This is a genomic window from Arthrobacter sp. JSM 101049 (assembly GCF_041679245.1).
GTDB lineage: Bacteria > Actinomycetota > Actinomycetes > Actinomycetales > Micrococcaceae > Arthrobacter_H.
Genome location: NZ_JBGFFC010000005.1, coordinates 47,734 through 63,743, shown reverse-complemented (window position 1 = coordinate 63,743; position 16,010 = coordinate 47,734). Strand labels below are relative to the sequence as shown.

Genomic DNA, 16,010 nt, shown 5'->3' with positions numbered 1-16,010 from the left:
ATTGGGGGGAACATGGCAGACAAGGTGAATCACCGCGCCATCGTGGCGCCGGCCACGGAGAAGCTCGTCGAGGCCAATGGAAGCCAGAGCCTGATCCGACTCAGGAAGATCCAGATCCAAACCGATGCGGGCAAGGATGTCCGCGAGCTCGAAGCCGCGGACAACCACGAGGACATCGAGTCGAAGATCCGCGCCGCAGGATTCACCATCGACCGCTGGGAGGGCGACACCGCCTTCCTGGCACAAGCACCAATGTCAGCGAGCGGCAAGGTCGCCATGGGCTGCATCTGGGGCGCCGTCGCCGCCTTCGTGCTCCTACTCGGAGGCTGCGTCGCCTTCATGAACGGTGCCTCCGACGACGAGCCCGAGAACTACGACGCGCGCGTCGCCTGCCAAACCCTCGTGAAGGGGAAGCTGAAGGCCCCATCGACGGCCAAGTTCAGCAACGAATCCGAGTCTGGCGCGGGAAGTTCCTGGACCGCCTCCGGAACCGTCGAGGCGCAGAACTCCTTCGGTGGAACGGTCGGCCACACCTACCGATGCACCGTGCACTTCACCGACGGGGACGATGCCTACACGGGCACGGCCACGATCCAACAGCGATAGACCACCATCACTCGAGAACCAGGGAGGAAATCATGGGGGGATCCATGTTCGAGCAGCTGCCGCTGATGGGTGAGGGGCGCTCGGTCTATCCGAAGCCCGAATACGGGGGCAAGGAAACCGCTCGCGTCTTGATCACTGTGAAGGCCGCACCGCAGCCGTCGGCTTCTTACGGAGACACCGTGTGCGTGGCCGGCATACGCCTGACCGAGTCGGGGCCCGAGTGGATCCGCCTCTACCCGGTACCGTTTCGGTCCATGGAAAAGTACGAGCAGTTCAAGAAGTACGAGCTCCTCGACATCGACATAGAACCCGCCTGGAAGGATTCCAGATCCGAGAGCTTCAAACCGGACACAAGCAGCATCAGACGCGTGGACTTCCTAAAGCCCTGGAGCCCCCGGCATCCCTACGTGGCTCCTCTAGCCGCGGCCCAATGGACCATGTGCGGGATCCTCAAGGCCAGGGAGCGCGGCGAACTCTTCCCGTCGCTTGCAGTGATCGAACCGAAAGAGGTCAAACGGTTCGAGATCTACCCGTTCGCCGGCTGGACCGACATACAGCAGACCCACCTCAAGAAGGGCCTCAACCAACCAGACCTCTTCGGCAACCTGCCGGAGCAAATCTTGCTCGACCCTCCACGCTTCGAGGCAAAGTTCCACTACACCTGCGAACACCCGACGTGTGGAGGACACCGGCAAGGGCTGCTCGATTGGGAAATGGTCGCACTAAGCCGCAACTTAGCAGCGGACAACAACGAAACAGCGATGGCCAAGATCAAGATGAAGTTCCTGGACCAGATGTGCAAGCCGGAACTTCGGCCGCACTTCTTCGTAGGGAACCAGCAAAAGCGCCCCCACATCTTCAGCGTGCTCGGCATCTACCCAGCGAAATCCCGGCACTAAACAGGCTGGAGCTGCACCTGACGCGCCTTCACCCGGTCCAGAACCAACGAGCGGTGGCAGCATCGCTCCGAGGCCTCGAAGCACATGAGCACGACAAGCTCGTTCGCTGCCGTTGCCGCTAGCTCATCGACGGCCGAGGCAGCCGACTCCCCCGCCAGGATTTCCCGGTAGCGGGCATGGGCTTCGCGGGCGGCAGGAGTCCCGGGCACGCCAAACCCTTCCCGGTTGTCTTTCGGGTTCCCCAGCTGCGGCCGGTGAACGTAGCGGATACCCGCTTCCTCCACGGCGGCCGCCAGGGCCTTCTTCGAGAAGCCCTTCTTCCGGGAGATCGGATTCAACCGAACATCAACCAGGACGGATGTACCCCATGCAACAAGGTCCGCAACGTACTCCTCGATCGACCGACCTTCGTACCCATGACCCATGATTCCGTGCTGCTGATTCGACATGCCCCAATTCTTGCACGACCGACCAGGCCCCCAGCCAGGCTGGCTCCCATCAGGGACCGTGAGGACTACCACCGCCTGCAGACACTTGGTTTCCCAGAGCGTAGCAATGGCTTCACATGTGAGTTAGTACATATGTTCTAACCATGTTTCATCCTTGGGGGGAGTTACGCCGGCTGGCGCACGTCATCATCATCTGGACCAAGCCAGCACCAGGCGTGCCTGCGGCCACCGACGGCGAGCGCCGTATTTGGATTGATCCGGGGTTGTCGCAGCGGGAGCGGCGGTGTGTGTTGACGCATGAGCTGGTGCATCTGGCGCGGGGTGACGTGGGGTGTCAGCCGGCGGCGGTTGAGCGGGAGGTGCGGGTGGCCGCGGCCCGGGAGTTGGTGCCGTGGGAGCGGCTGGTGGCCGAGGTGGCGTGGGCGCGGAGCCTGGGCGAGCTGGCGGACGAGTTGTGGGTTACGGAGGACGTCGTGGTGGATCGGCTGGCCGCGTTGTCCCCAGGGGACCTGCGGCATCTTGAAGCGGTGCGGGCGGCCGCGCAAAACTGAGACCAGTATTCGGATAGAGGGGGACCATCATGGGGGCGAAGCCCAAGGCAGTGCTGTATCTGCGGCAGTCCGTGGCGCGTGAGGAGTCGATTAGCCTCGAGCTGCAGGAGACCGCCGGCCGCGCGTACGCGAAGCAGCAGGGGTACCAGGTCGTCGCCGTCGAATCCGACCCGGGGATCTCCGGGCGGACGTGGAAGCGGCCCGCCGTGCTGCGGGTGATGACCATGATCGAGGACGGCACCGCGGACGTCATCGTGCTATGGAAGTGGTCCCGGCTCTCCCGGTCCCGTCTGGACTGGGCGGTGGCCGCGGACCGGGTCGAGACCGCCGGCGGGCGCATCGAGTCCGCGACCGAGCCGCTGGACGTGTCCACCAGCACCGGCCGGCTCGCACGCGGCATGCTCACCGAGTTTGCCGCCTTCGAATCCGAGCGGATCGGGGACGTGTGGAAGGAGTCCCACGCCCGCCGCGTCTCCCAGGGACTGCCCGCCAACGGGAAGCCACGCTTTGGGTACCAGTACACCAGGGCAGAGGGGTTCACGCCAGACCCTGTAAGCGGGCCTGTGCTGGCCCAGATGTATCGGAGGTACTTGGCCGGGGCTTCGGTCTATTCGCTCGTCCAGTGGGCCAACGACGGCCCCACACGACCCGTCACAGGGTACGGGCCCTCCGGCGACGGACTCTGGTCAGCCCGGACCATCCGACGCATCCTCGACCAGGGCTTCGGCGCCGGCTACATCACCCGCCACGGCGAGCGCATACCCGGCGCCCACGAACCCGTCATCACGAAAGCCGAGTTCGAGGAATACCTGGCACGCCGGGAGACCCGCCGTGTGAACCGTCGGTCGGAACGGTCCGAGTACCTGCTCTCCGGGCTCATCCGCTGCGCCTGCGGGTCCACGATGAACGCCGGGCTGTTCGGGACCTCCAGGACGGCGAAGTACAAGTGCAAGGCCGCTGGGGAGAAGCGCGCCCACACCGGCGGGTACGTCATGACCACCGTCGTCGAGGGCGCCGTCCTGGACTGGCTCCGCGGGGTCGCCGCCGACATCACCCGGGCTGCCCAGGAACTCCCAGCCCCGACGCCGAAGACCGGGGCCACGAACCAGGAAGCGACCCTGCGCCGCAAGCTCGTCCGCCTCGGGGCCCGGATGGACAACCTCACCCTGAAACTCGTCGACGGGACCATCCCCCAGGACTCCTACGAACGCCTCCGCGACCAAACCAAAACCGAGATCGCCACCGTCGAGGCACAGTTGCGGCACCTTGCCGTCGCCGAAGCCAAACCACCAGCTGCCATCGTCCCCGACCTGCTCGCCAACTGGGACACCCTACCCGTCCACGTCCGGCGCGACATGCTCTCCCGACTCATCCACCCCGTCCTCGTCAAACCCGGACGGCCACGCTCCCAAGTCGCCGTCGCCGGCCTCTGGGAAGACCCACCAACACTGCCCTAAAACCGAGGGTGAGATCAGGCCCTATTCATGAAGGTGATCATGACCCATCCTGGGACGTCGCCCCGTTCGTCCTTTCGAATTCGCTGCCCCAGGTTGCTGACGTGGGCCAGACAGATCAGCGTTGTGGTCAACCCGAGCGACGTGGCCCTGGTCCAGGTGGTTCTCATTCTCTGCTCCCTTGATTTGCTCGTATCCGCACTTACAGATTCATGTCAATGAGTGACAATCCCGGATAGACCGCGAAGACGATCGTCAGCGGCAGGACTCCGAAGACGACCGGAATCATCATGCTTATTTCCTTGCGGCCGGCCGTTTCCATCAGTTCACGTTTGGCCGCGTCCCGTACGTCTTGGGCTTGGGCTCTCATGACCTCCGCCAGTGGGGTCCCCCGCTCAGATGCGACTGTTATCGCGTCGACGAAGCGTGTCATGGCATTCAGGTCCAACCGCCTGGCTAGACGGTGCAGGGCCGCCGTCATCGGCGTCCCGGACCGCACGTCGGCCAGCAGGGCCGAAAACTCATCTGGTAGGTCACCTTGGGAGGTCTTGCAGACGCGTTCTATGGCCCCCATGGTGCTCTCGCCCGCTCCGACGGCCAATGCGATGAGTTCCGCGATACTCGGAAACTGGCCGAGGATGCGGCGGCTCCTCTTGGTGCCTTGCTCATTGAGATACCACTCACGCAGGATGAACCCGGATGTCGCCGAGACGGCAAGGATCACGATCGAAAGGAATCCATTGAAGGTCCCTTGCGCTACCGAGGCGGCGATGACGAGGCTGCCGATTAGCAGCCCGCCACCGGCGTAGGTTAGCTGGGAGACCCGGAATTCGGTGATGGTCATCTCCAGCCCGGCACGCTGCAATCGGCGTTGCAGTCCGCCACCGGCCGGATTGAACCGATTCAGCACGGAAACAAGGTCTTTGAGAACAGGCCACATGATCTTCACCAGCGGGCCAAGAGGCGATTCCGACGCTAGTTGTCCGGGTTGGGCGCCGGGGGGCCGGCGTCCGGTCCGCAGTTGCCCTGAGACGCGGTCCACGAATTTCACCCGGCGCATGGCCGGGAGCCTGACAAAGCTCAGCCACAACCCAGTCCCCAGCAATAGCCCGAGGGCAAGTCCCCAGGCAAGCGTGCTGCTCATTTGAGGATCCTCTCCTCGGCGGGAAGGGAGCCGATGCTCAACATGATGCGGTAGCAGACAAATGAAACCACCAGACCCGTCAGCAGGACAACTGCTCCGCCGAATGTCGAATAGGCTTCAACCGCTTGTGGCTGCGTAGCCATCAACAACAGGATCACCCACGGTGCGGCTACGGCCAATCTAGCTGCGTTCACCGTCCACGATTGCCGGGCTTCAAGCTCACCCCGCGTCCGGGCGCTGTCGCGCAGGAACCCTCCCAACGTTCCGAGCATCTCTCCCAGATCGGAGCCACCCACGTCCCGGGTGATCATCAAGGCAGCAATGATCTTGTCCGCCACCGGGTCTGCAAGTCGGTACCGCAGCCTTTCCACCGCCTCGTCGAAGCGCGCTGTCGCACGGTAGTCCAGCCCGAAATCGACAAAGGCCGGGCGCAAGGGTTCCGGCCCTTGCGTCCCAAGTTGGATGAGTGCCTCGGGAAGCGATAGGCCAGCCCGAATCGCGGAGCGCAGGTGATCAACGACATCTGGCCACTGTTCGCGCAATTCTGCGGCCCGCTTCGCGGCTCGCCACCGTACGACGAGGACCGGAATGCTGGCCCCAAAGGTCCCGAAGATGATCGTGATCAATGGCGACAAGGTGACCACGAAGACGATGACCGCCATAAGCAGGAAACAGATGACCATCGACGAGATGAAACCGCTGGCACTGACTTTGTCCAGGCCCGCGTGGAGCAGGAGGGTTTCAACACGGCGTTTGCGTGGCCTCTTCGGTATGTCCGGCTCGGTCCAGCAGGCCTGCCAGATGGAGAGCAGGCCCAGGCCCAGGAGAAGTCCCCATACGAGGCTCATCTTCCTGCTCCCAACAGCAGCGTAGGATCGATGCCGGAGTTCTCGAACTTTTCATGGGACAGGTCTGCTGACGGCGCGATCTGGAGTTCTCCGTCATGGCGTCGGAAGATCGTCGACGACTCGATGACCCCGTTCTCAACACGACGGCCCAGTTTGATGATTTCCGAGACCTCCCGCTTCCCCGTGGCATTCCTCTCGCAATGAACGACCAGGTCGATGCATGAGGCAACAGTGGGTAGGACGAAGTTGGAATTGATGTTCTCGCCGGCCAGTAATGGAAGCGTACAGATCTTGGTGACGGCGTCTCGTGCGGAGTTCGCATGGACGCTCGCCATCCCGGGAAGTCCGGCATTCATTGCGATGAGCATGTCGAGCGCCTCCGCCTCACGGACCTCTCCTACGATGATCCGGTCGGGGCGCATCCGCAACGCTTCTTTGACGATTCGGCGCATGTCGATCTCGCCGTGGCCTTCAAGGTTGGATTGCCGGCATTGCATGGCCACCACGTCGCGCAAGGGGATCTTCAACTCGAAAATCTCCTCCACCGTGATGACGCGTTCACGGCTCCCGATGCCGGAGGCGAGGCAGTTCAGCAACGTCGTCTTGCCTGCTTGGGTGGCGCCTGAGACCAGGACATTGAGCCCCGCCCCGACGGCAAGATGCAGAAAGTCCGCGGCTTGGCGGCTGAGCGATCCCAACTCGACCAAATGATCCAACCGCGAAGCCCTGGCGATGAACTTCCTGATGTTGACCGACCAGTGCTTCCGGGTGATGTCAGGGATCACCACATGCAATCGGGAACCATCGGGAAGGGCCGCATCAACGAACGGGGTGGAAAGGTCCAATCGCCTTCCCGAGCTCTTGAGCATGCGCTCCACGAGAAGCCGTACTTGTCCGGCGTCCAACCTGATGGACGTCAGCTCGGAGCTACCTCCGCGGGCAGCGAAGACCTCGGAGGGGGAATTGATCCAGATCTCTTCGACTTCCGGGTCGTCTAGCAATGGCTGGAGCGGCCCGAAACCGGCAACGGCATCGAACACGGCCCTGCCGGTTTCGTCGAGGTGCCCCAGCCGGGGCAGGCCTTCCAGAAGCGAGCGTTCGTCGTAGTCGCGGACTGCCAGGTCGACGATGCTTCTTACCTCGGCGACATGCTCGGCGGGATCCAGGCCGCGACGTCGCACACGCTCGCGCACCTCGTCTTCAATGATGCGTTGACCGTCCACGTTCACCTCCCGCCTAGACCTGGGCACGAGCACGATGCCCATGGTGTCCGCAGCTGGGGACAGCAACTGTGAGACTACCGACAGCGACTCCGCCAGACAAGGGATTACAACGTCATGTGGATAATCTCTGGGCCGGTTTTCCACAGCTCCTCGACGCGGGCCACATCAAGTGTGTAGCGCAGCTAGCGTATGAGCGAGCAGGAGACCCGGAAGACTGAGGAAATTGGACATGGCTCTGCACGTCGCTGTATTACCACGTCCCAATGGGCCGTATGAGGCCCCATCCACGGCCTACTTTGAAATCCAAGGACCTGCAGGACTCACCGGAGCCGAACTGGCGCGGGCGCTCGGCGATCTGGGGTATGAGGACTTGTGGCCCAGCGGCACTCTGCCTCTGGAGCAGGTGGGGGCATTGCCAACGCGGGGCATGCTGACGCTCACACCCTTTGCTCGGCCATCGGCAAGGGTTTCGACAACGATGCAGGTGTGGCTGGTAGCAGTCAGTGGTCCCGATTGTGGGCGGCGGGTAAAACTCGCCCGCGGTACCTACTCGATCGGCCGCGGCGATTGTGACCTGCATGCGGCTGATCCGGCCCTGTCTCGGCATCATGCGGACATCGTCGTCGACCACACCTCGATTGCCCTGATCGATACGGGGCGGTCGCATCGGAATCCACGGGCCGGTGCGGCGGCACACCCGAAGTTCCTCGAAGTCGGCGACGAATTCGACATGGGAAACACGACCTTTCGGATTTGCCCGGCAGAGGCGAGTGGCAGCGCCCCGGCCCCCACAGACAGTGCGGCCGCGTGGCCGCCGCCCATGAGCAGGCTTCCGGGTTCGAAAGGCACCGCCGGCCGGCCGTGGTTGATGATCACCGCAGCGCTTCTTCCACTCGGCATCGGCATCGTTCTGGCTCTGGCAATCGGATCCTGGATATTCCTGGCTTTCAGCGCACTCGGGCTGCTCACGGGTGGAGTGCCCGCATGTACCGAGCTCGTGGCTCGTCGGAAGCTCCGTCACAACATCCACCTCCTCTCCACGAAACGCCTCGCCGAAGTAGACCGCGCGGTGCCGCCCGTAGGACTCTGCCTCCTGCAGCGCGGTCCGACCTCCCGGCCAGCCGACGACGGATCTTCGACCGCACGTCGCACCCACGCATTGCGACTCGGCAGTGGTCGAGTCATGCCCCCGGTCCAGGTGGAATCGTCCACGGACCGCGGACCCCACGTTCTTCCACTCCCCGGCCCTGTCGTGGTGGACGTTTCCCGCGGAACCCTGGGGCGCATCACGGGAGCCGGGGCGATGTTCGGCCCGGTGCTGCGCTCCGTCGTCTTTCAGCTTGCCCGATCTTGCAGCAGGACCGGCGCCGCGCTGGTGATCGTCGGCGAAACCGCCGAGCTGCCCCCGGAGGCCCGGTTCCTGCCGGGCGTACTACCCTGCACGGATGCCAAACACGCACGCTCGATGCTCTCCGGGCTGCCTGCCGATTCGGTGATACTGGCCATGCCTGCGCTGCGAGACCTACCTGAGCTCATCTCCGCTGCCCAGTCCGGCGAAAGCCGCAACCCACCGGCAGCCGTCATCCTCACCTCTGCCGGGCCTTATGAACAAACGACGTGGGCGATCGACACTGATTCGGCGAAATTGCGCCGAGGTAGCGAGACGATCGCTGTCAGCCTCGATGGGATTTCAACAGCGACGCTGGCGGCAGCGGGGATCTCCACAGGTCCCGAGTATCCCTGGGGCCCGACCGACCGGTTTCTCCCGACGCAGCCAGATCCAGGTCACGCACCCGGGAACGCTCTGGCAACATGGAGCACTTCCTCTGCGGCTGCCCTGGTCTGCGGGCTCGGCCACTCCTCCGACGGCCCATTGCTCCTCGACTTCGTTGAAGACGGCCCGCATGTCCTGGTCGCCGGGACCACTGGCTCGGGCAAATCGGAGCTCCTCAAATCCATGACCATGGATCTGGTTTCCCGATACGGTCCGGACCAGGTTGCATTGGTCCTGCTGGATTTCAAAGGCGGCTCGACCTTGGGCCCATACGCGGGGACTCCCCACTGCCAAAGTCTGGTGACAGACCTGAATGTCGAGTCCGGACAGCGCCTGTTGTCCGGACTCAAAGTCGAGGTGCGGCGCAGGGAGTCCCTCTTTCGCGAGCTCGAAGCCGACGACTATGCACGGTACAGGCAACTGGCCGGACCGACCGCACCTCCACTTCCACGCTTACTGGTCGTGGTCGACGAGTTCCGGGTCTTGACGGACGAACTGCCTGACGCCGTCGACGAGCTGATGCGCATAGCCACGGTGGGACGTTCACTCGGGCTTCACCTGCTGCTGTCCACCCAGCGTCCCCAAGGCGTTGTCACGGCGGCAATGCGAGCCAATATCAATTCGGTCATTTCGCTCAGGTTGCTCAACGCCGCCGACTCGCAGGAACTCCTGGGGTCCTCGGCGGCTGCCGAGCTGCCTCCCACGAGGCCGGGCTACGGCTTCATGCGTCGCGCGGGCGAGCAACCTCGTCAATTCCGCTCGCAACCTGTTCAGCCCGGCGCCCCTGTCTGGCCCATACGGGAAATCGGCCCGGGATTCCAAGACGTCCGGACGGTAGCGACAATCCATGGCCGCCCCGCCGGGGAGGTGTCGCCGGCCGCCGCACTGGCATCCTTGGTTTCGGGTCTCCCGGAACCAAGAATGCCGATGGCTTCTTTCGCCCCGCCCTTGCCCGAGGAGCTCGTGGACATCCCGGCCCATCTGTGTCGGCACCGTCCGGATGGGGGTATCGCCCTGGGACTGGTGGATGACATCCCCCACCAGCGCCTGACCCCACTCTGGTGGGTTCCGGAGGAGCAACGCAGACTCGCCGTCATTGGCGGTCCGGGAAGCTCGGCGGCGGCAGCCGCATTGCGCATCGTCCACTTGCTGGCACGTGAGGATCCTGAACGGCACGTCTACGTCCTCGACGGTTCCGGCTCCTTCTCCACGGCGTCAAGCTTGCCGCGGGTAGCGGGATACGTCGGGGTGGACGAGCCTGAGCGAGTGGCGCAATTCCTGGACATTGTCGGCGTCGAGCCCCCGTTCTCCCCGGGGGAACCGACCAGGGTTCTCGTGGTCAGCGGACTGGCTGCCTGGAACTCGGCCCTGGGAGCCTCGGCCTATGCGGCCCTGGACGATCGGCTGGCGGCCTTCGCCCGGGCGGCGGAGCAGCTGGGCATCAGCCTCATCGTCATCGGCGACCGGGATGTATCCTCGTCACGCTTCCATTCGCTGGCAGAACATCGGCTGTACCTGCGTTTCGGCCTCGGCCCGGAAACTCTCTTGGGTTGGCCCAGACTCCGGGCGACGGCACCCTATCCCGGACGCGCGGTGTGGACCGGGCCGAGCACGGAGGAGCACGGGGCGGTTGTCCAGCTCTCAACGTCGCCACCTGGCAACGCCGCACCGGAAGCACTCCCCACAATCCGACGATGCCTTGCGTTGCCGGAAGTCGTGTCCATGGACAGGCTCCCCATCAGTGATGCGCGGCCCGGTCGCTATCCACTGGGTCTCTGTGGGCCCGACAACGGGGCGTGGACCTGGGAGCCGGGCAAAGTCGCGCTCGTTCTGGGCGGTCCCGGATCCGGAAAGACCACCTTGATCGATTTGCTGGCACGGCAGTTGGCGGTTGCCAACGATCCGGTCCGCGGTATGCATCCGGGACGCCGTCTACCGGACGTGCTGCTCTTGGACGACGTCCTGGAACTCAGCGACAAGGAGATCACCCAACTGGACGAAAGGATCCGCGCCGGAGAACATGTGGTCATGACCGCGCCCCCGGATCGGGCAGGACTTCTCCGGCTGCCCGCCTCGGCCCGGCTACTGCCGCCCAGTGGATTCCTTGTCCTGAACCCCCGGCAGGCCAGCGACGGGGACGTTCCCGGGTGGCGCGTGCCGCCGCACCGACGAGCACGACCTGGGCGGGCCATGGCGATGGCCAAAGGGCTCCTCATCGACGTCCAATGCGCACAGGCAACTCCCGACGGATGACTCCCCAGCCTAAGCGCGAGGTTCGCGATCTCCGAAGAAGGCCGTTGCCCTGGGATCGAAGGTCAGGATGATGATCGCCGCAGCGGGAACCAGCAGCGCAATCCCCAGCGCGAGTGCCCATCCCCCGGCTCCGAGGAATGAAACGGCAAAGATGACTTGGAAGACCTGCCAGACGATCGCGGCGGCCCTGGTCCAGGCATGCCCCCTGAACACCTGGAACGCCACGTTGGCCTGCCAGATCGAGGCGGCGATGATCAGCACGAGCATGAAGATGCGCCCGCCCAAGGACACGGGCCCGTCGGCAACCAACGACGTCGCATACCAAACCGCCGCCCCCAGTGTGGCCAACGCCTCGAGGAGCAGCAGAACGGATACGACGACGATGGACAGGGGGCGCCCAGGGCCAGGGGCCCCAGCGTCCGAAGGGTCCGCGGGGGCATTCGGGTAGCTCACGTCCCCGAATGTACTCGACGGGTCCGACCCGCCCAAGCGACGCAGTGGCAAAGCCGTGTGCCGAACCCCGCATACCCAGCGCGGAAGCCAGAGTCCTGTGACGAAAACCTCAGGCCGAATGACCGATTAGTTGCCGTCCACCCCTTGTTTACGCACAGGTAACATGAAAACCTTATGAGGCAGTTGCACGGGAGCATGCTTTGATGCTCCCCTTTGTGCTGCCACCGCCCCACCTCTCGGAATATCCGTCGTGGGTCGTTCCCTGATATCTAACCCCAAGGAGCATCAACGAGCATGGATTGGCGTAGTCGCGCAGCCTGCCTGGACAAAGACCCCGAGCTGTTCTTCCCCGTGGGAAACACCGGTCCGGCCTTGCTCCAGATCGAAGAGGCGAAAAGCGTCTGTCGCCGGTGCCCGGTCATCGATACGTGCCTGCAATGGGCCATCGAATCCGGCCAGGATGCCGGTGTCTGGGGCGGCATGAGCGAGGACGAACGCCGTGCCTTGAAGCGGCGAGCAGCCCGGGCCCGCCGCGCGTCATAGCACCGCACGACGTTTAGCCGTTCGGAGGGAGCGAATCGAGAGATTCGCTCCCTCCGGCTCGTTAAGCCCCCTGGCCAGGTTGCCGGTGGACGGAAGTCCTCCTGCGTCCAGGTGATGCCAGGCAACACGGACGGACTCGACACCGCCATTTCCGGCTTCTCCGGGCGTATGTCCCCGGAAACGCCCCCGGTTCTGGCTACCATCGTTGGGTGAGTGAACATGCAGCCAGCCCCACCCGGGGAACGATGATCGATGGACGCTACCGCATTGTCGAGCGGCTGGCCGTCGGAGGCATGTCCACCGTGTATCGGGCCATGGACGTCCGCCTCGAACGCAGCGTGGCCCTGAAACTCCTCCACCCCTACCTGGCAGAAGATCCGGTGTTCGTGGAGCGTTTCCGCACCGAGGCCATCACGGCGGCGGGCTTCTCCCATCCGCATATCGTGGGGGTGCTGGACACCGGCGTCGACGGGCATACCGCCTACCTTGCCATGGAGCTGGTCCAAGGACACACCCTGCGCCAGCTGCTGCGCGACCAGGGACGCCTGGCCCCGCGACAAGCACTGGCGCTGCTGGACGCCATCGTGGAGGGCCTGGCGGCGGCCCACGCCGCGGGTCTGGTCCATCGCGACATCAAGCCGGAAAACGTCCTGCTCTCCGATACGGGCCAGGTCAAGCTCGCGGATTTTGGATTGGCCCGCGCCGCAACGAACCAAACTTCGACCGGGAACCTCATCGGAACCGTGGCCTACGTCTCGCCGGAGCTGGTTACGGGGGCACCGGCGGACGCGCGGAGCGACATCTACGCGCTGGGCATCATGGCCTACGAAATGCTCACGGGACACCAGCCATTCGTAGCCGACACCCCCATTGCCGTCGCCTACCAGCATGTCACCAGCGATGTCCCCGCTCCCTCCGCAGTGCTGCCAGGCCTCGCTTCCGACCTGGATGAACTCGTGGAATTCTGCACGCGGAAGGCTCCCGAAGATCGCCCCCAGGACGCCGAGGCGCTCCTGGGCGAGATCCGTCAGATCCGCCGGACATTGACCGATGACCAATTGGACCATCCCGCCGTCGAGCAGGCCGGAGCGGTTCGGGGTCCACACGACGACGAGGCAACGACGGGAACGGGAGCCACGGCACCCCTCGGCGACGACCACGGACCGACGGACCACACCGAGGTGATCGGCCGGACGGATTCGGCGACCAGTGTCATCGCCACGCACGATGCCACCCAGGCCCTCCCCCGCTACGAAGGGGACACCGACACCGGCGAGCTCACCGCCGTCGTTCCTGGCCACGGCGGGCAGGGAGTGCAGGACAACGGACGCAACCTGTCCCCCCGGGCCCGGGAACGCCGGGCGCGCAAGGACGACAAGGCCGCCCGGCGGCAGTGGGCCCGGGAGGCGCAGACACCCCGTGAAAGCCTGGAATCGCCGTCGTCGCGCAGGCGCGGCTGGATCCTGGGCATCGTGCTGATCCTGGTAGCCGCCCTGGTGACCACCGCGGCGTGGTTCTTCGGGATGGGCCCAGGTTCCCCGGTCCAGATCCCGCAGCTGGCCGGCCAGCCGGCCGCGGCCGCGGTCCAGGCGCTGGCCGCCGACGGCGTCTCCTCCAGCCAACGCGAGGTCTTCGACGAAGAGGTCAAGAAGGGCAGGGTCGTCGGCTCCGACCCGGGATCGGGCACGACGATCCGGCGGTACCAAGCAGTCGAGCTCCTGATCTCCAAAGGTCCGGAGCTTTTTGCCGTCCCCAATATCGTGGGCCGGGACAACGCCGCAGCGAAGAAGGCACTGAAGTCCGCCCATGTCGCTCCCGGCAAGGCCACGAAGGAGTACAACGAGTCGATGGCCGCCGGGCAGGTCGTCTCACAGGACCCGCGGCCGGACGAGCAGGTCCGCCGCGGCACCAAGGTCGCCTACGTCCTCTCGCGCGGCCCGGCACCGGTGGAGGTTCCCCAGGTCACGGGGCAGGCCGAAAAGGTGGCGGTTGCGGCCCTCGAGGGCGCCGGCTTCGAGGCCTCGAAGTCGGGCGAGGACTTCGACCGGCAGGTCCCCCAGGGGTCGGTCATCGCCCAGGACCCTGCTTCGGGCACCGCCGAGCGCGGTTCGACGGTGACGTACACCGTCTCGAAGGGCCCGCGGATGGTCGAGGTCCCGAACGTGCGGGGCAAGCAGAAGGACGAGGCGAAGAAGATCCTCGAGGATGCCGGCTTCAAGGTCGAGGTCAAGGAAAGCAGCTTCGGCATCATCTTCAACACGGTGGCCACCCAGAACCCGAAGTCCGGCAGCATGCAGCCCGAGGGATCGACCATCACGCTCGGCGTCGTCTGACCTGCCGAAGCCGCAGATGCCGCGAGGGCCCACCGGCAACCAGCCGGCGAGCCCTCGTGGCGGGGTATCCGGGAGGTCAGTCCATGCGCGGCTTGCGCCCGGCCAGGGCACCGGCGACCAGGAACGCCATCTCCAGGGACTGGCGGTGGTTCAGCCGCGGGTCGCAGACCGATTCGTACAGGTCGTCAAACTGGTCAGCCCGGATCGGGTCGGCGCCACCGAGGCACTCGGCCACGTCGTCGCCGGTCATCTCCACGTGCAGGCCGCCAGCGTAGGTGCCCAGCGAGTTGTGGACCTCGAAGAAGCCGCGGACCTCGTCCATGACGTCGTCGAAGCGGCGGGTCTTGTAGCCGTTTTCGCTGGTGACGGTGTTGCCGTGCATCGGGTCGGTGACCCAGAGGACCTGCGCGCCGGAGGCCGTGACCTTCTCGACGATGGAGGGGAGTTTTTCGCGGATGTTCTGGGCGCCCATGCGGGTGATGAACGTCAGGCGGCCGGGTTCGCGGTTCGGGTCGAGCTTCTCGACCAGGGCCAGGGCGTCCTCGCCGGTGGTGTTGGGCCCGAGCTTCACACCCAGCGGGTTGCGCACCCGGGAGAGGAAGTCCACGTGGGCCCCGTCCAGCCGGCGGGTCCGCTCCCCGATCCACAGGAAGTGGCCGGAGGTGTCGTACGGCTGGCCGGTGCGCGAGTCGGTCCGCGTCAGGGCCCGCTCGTAGTCCAGCAGCAGGGCCTCGTGGCTGGCGAAGAACTCGGTGGTCTTCAGCGCATCGAAGTCGGCGCCGCAGGCATCCATGAAGCGCACGGCCCGGTCGATCTCGGCGGCCAGCGATTCGTACTGGGCGTGCGCGGGGTTCGCGCGGAAGCCCTTGTTCCAGTTGTGCACGCTGCGCAGGTCGGCGAACCCACCCTGGGTGAAGGCCCGGATGAGGTTCAGCGTGGCGGCGGAGGTGTTGTAGGCCTTGACCATGCGGGCGGGGTCGTGGCGGCGGGATTCGGGGGTGAAGTCGAACCCGTTGACGATGTCGCCGCGGAAGGCCGGCAGCGTCACGTCCTCGCGAGTCTCGGTGTCCGAGGAGCGCGGCTTGGCGAACTGCCCGGCCATGCGGCCCATCTTCACCACGGGCATGGAGGCCCCGTAGGTCAGCACCACGGCCATCTGCAGGATCGTCTTGACCCGGGCGCTGATGCGGTCGGCGGTGGCGGCGGCGAAGGTTTCGGCGCAGTCCCCGCCCTGGAGCAGGAACGCGTGGCCCTGGGCCGCCGCGGCGAGGCGTTCGCGCAGGATGTCGACCTCGCCGGCGAAGACCAGCGGCGGCATCGACGCCAGTTCGGCGACGGCCCGGCCGTGTTCCGGAGTGCCCGACCAACTCGGCTGCTGGGCGATCGGCAGGTCACGCCAGGCATCGAGGCCGGGATCGGCTGCGGGCCCGGGAACCGGGGTGTGGAAGGGGACGGAAGGCTGGGTCGTGTCGGTCACCCG

General features: G+C 65.3%; 13 protein-coding genes. 7 read left to right on the top strand and 6 right to left on the bottom strand.

Annotation, left to right across the window (positions count from 1 at the left end):
* Positions 1 to 12: 12 nt before the first annotated feature.
* Together AB8M85_RS13625 and AB8M85_RS13620 are read left to right on the top strand one after the other, a co-directional pair.
* On the top strand, positions 13 to 606 hold the full coding sequence (locus AB8M85_RS13625) for a hypothetical protein (protein ID WP_372699379.1): 594 nt from the start codon (positions 13 to 15) through the stop codon (positions 604 to 606).
* 44 nt (positions 607 to 650) lie between these two features.
* Entirely contained in the window at positions 651 to 1,505 is an 855-nt protein-coding gene (locus tag AB8M85_RS13620; RefSeq protein WP_372699378.1) for a hypothetical protein, read from the top strand.
* Here AB8M85_RS13620 and AB8M85_RS13615 read toward each other — a convergent pair.
* Positions 1,502 to 1,954 carry a DUF488 family protein gene (locus AB8M85_RS13615; RefSeq protein ID WP_372699377.1) on the bottom strand — a complete coding sequence of 151 codons (453 nt, stop codon included), beginning with the start codon at positions 1,952 to 1,954 and terminating at the stop codon, positions 1,502 to 1,504. The two genes, AB8M85_RS13620 and AB8M85_RS13615, sit on opposite strands and share 4 nt — an antisense overlap.
* Positions 1,955 to 2,097: 143 nt before the next feature.
* On the opposite strand from AB8M85_RS13615, the gene AB8M85_RS13610 reads away from it, so the two are divergent.
* Positions 2,098 to 2,505, top strand: a complete 408-nt coding sequence (locus AB8M85_RS13610; protein ID WP_372699376.1) for an ImmA/IrrE family metallo-endopeptidase — start codon at positions 2,098 to 2,100, stop codon at positions 2,503 to 2,505.
* A gap of 29 nt (positions 2,506 to 2,534) precedes the next feature.
* On the top strand, positions 2,535 to 3,962 hold the full coding sequence (locus AB8M85_RS13605) for a recombinase family protein (RefSeq protein ID WP_372699375.1): 1,428 nt from the start codon (positions 2,535 to 2,537) through the stop codon (positions 3,960 to 3,962).
* 199 nt (positions 3,963 to 4,161) lie between these two features.
* On the opposite strand, the gene AB8M85_RS13600 is transcribed toward AB8M85_RS13605, so the two are convergent.
* The 3 genes from AB8M85_RS13600 to AB8M85_RS13590 are packed head-to-tail and all read right to left on the bottom strand — an operon-like array spanning position 4,162 to position 7,174.
* Entirely contained in the window at positions 4,162 to 5,103 is a 942-nt protein-coding gene (locus tag AB8M85_RS13600) for a type II secretion system F family protein (RefSeq protein ID WP_372699374.1), read from the bottom strand.
* A complete protein-coding gene (locus tag AB8M85_RS13595; protein ID WP_372699373.1) occupies positions 5,100 to 5,951 on the bottom strand; it encodes a type II secretion system F family protein in 852 nt (283 codons plus the stop codon). Before AB8M85_RS13595 ends, AB8M85_RS13600 begins: the two co-directional genes overlap by 4 nt.
* The gene (locus tag AB8M85_RS13590) at positions 5,948 to 7,174 is read right to left on the bottom strand and encodes a CpaF family protein (RefSeq protein WP_372699372.1); all 1,227 of its coding nucleotides are present in this window, start codon (positions 7,172 to 7,174) and stop codon (positions 5,948 to 5,950) included. The genes AB8M85_RS13595 and AB8M85_RS13590 overlap by 4 nt, the downstream gene beginning before the upstream one ends.
* Positions 7,175 to 7,403: 229 nt before the next feature.
* Between AB8M85_RS13590 and AB8M85_RS13585 the strand changes: the two genes are divergently transcribed.
* A complete protein-coding gene (locus AB8M85_RS13585; RefSeq protein ID WP_372699371.1) occupies positions 7,404 to 11,201 on the top strand; it encodes an FtsK/SpoIIIE domain-containing protein in 3,798 nt (1,265 codons plus the stop codon).
* A gap of 9 nt (positions 11,202 to 11,210) precedes the next feature.
* On the opposite strand, the gene AB8M85_RS13580 is transcribed toward AB8M85_RS13585, so the two are convergent.
* Positions 11,211 to 11,654, bottom strand: coding sequence for a hypothetical protein (locus AB8M85_RS13580; RefSeq protein WP_372699370.1), 444 nt, complete (start codon positions 11,652 to 11,654; stop codon positions 11,211 to 11,213).
* A 294-nt stretch (positions 11,655 to 11,948) separates the two neighbouring features.
* Between AB8M85_RS13580 and AB8M85_RS13575 the strand changes: the two genes are divergently transcribed.
* Both AB8M85_RS13575 and pknB read left to right on the top strand, forming a co-directional pair.
* Positions 11,949 to 12,197 carry a WhiB family transcriptional regulator gene (locus tag AB8M85_RS13575; protein ID WP_086994524.1) on the top strand — a complete coding sequence of 83 codons (249 nt, stop codon included), beginning with the start codon at positions 11,949 to 11,951 and terminating at the stop codon, positions 12,195 to 12,197.
* 209 nt (positions 12,198 to 12,406) lie between these two features.
* Positions 12,407 to 14,530, top strand: coding sequence for a Stk1 family PASTA domain-containing Ser/Thr kinase (gene pknB, locus AB8M85_RS13570; RefSeq protein ID WP_372699369.1), 2,124 nt, complete (start codon positions 12,407 to 12,409; stop codon positions 14,528 to 14,530).
* Between the two features lie 76 nt (positions 14,531 to 14,606).
* On the opposite strand, the gene AB8M85_RS13565 is transcribed toward pknB, so the two are convergent.
* Complete coding sequence (locus AB8M85_RS13565) at positions 14,607 to 16,007, bottom strand: class II 3-deoxy-7-phosphoheptulonate synthase (protein ID WP_372699368.1); 1,401 nt, start codon at positions 16,005 to 16,007, stop codon at positions 14,607 to 14,609.
* Positions 16,008 to 16,010 lie beyond the last annotated feature (3 nt).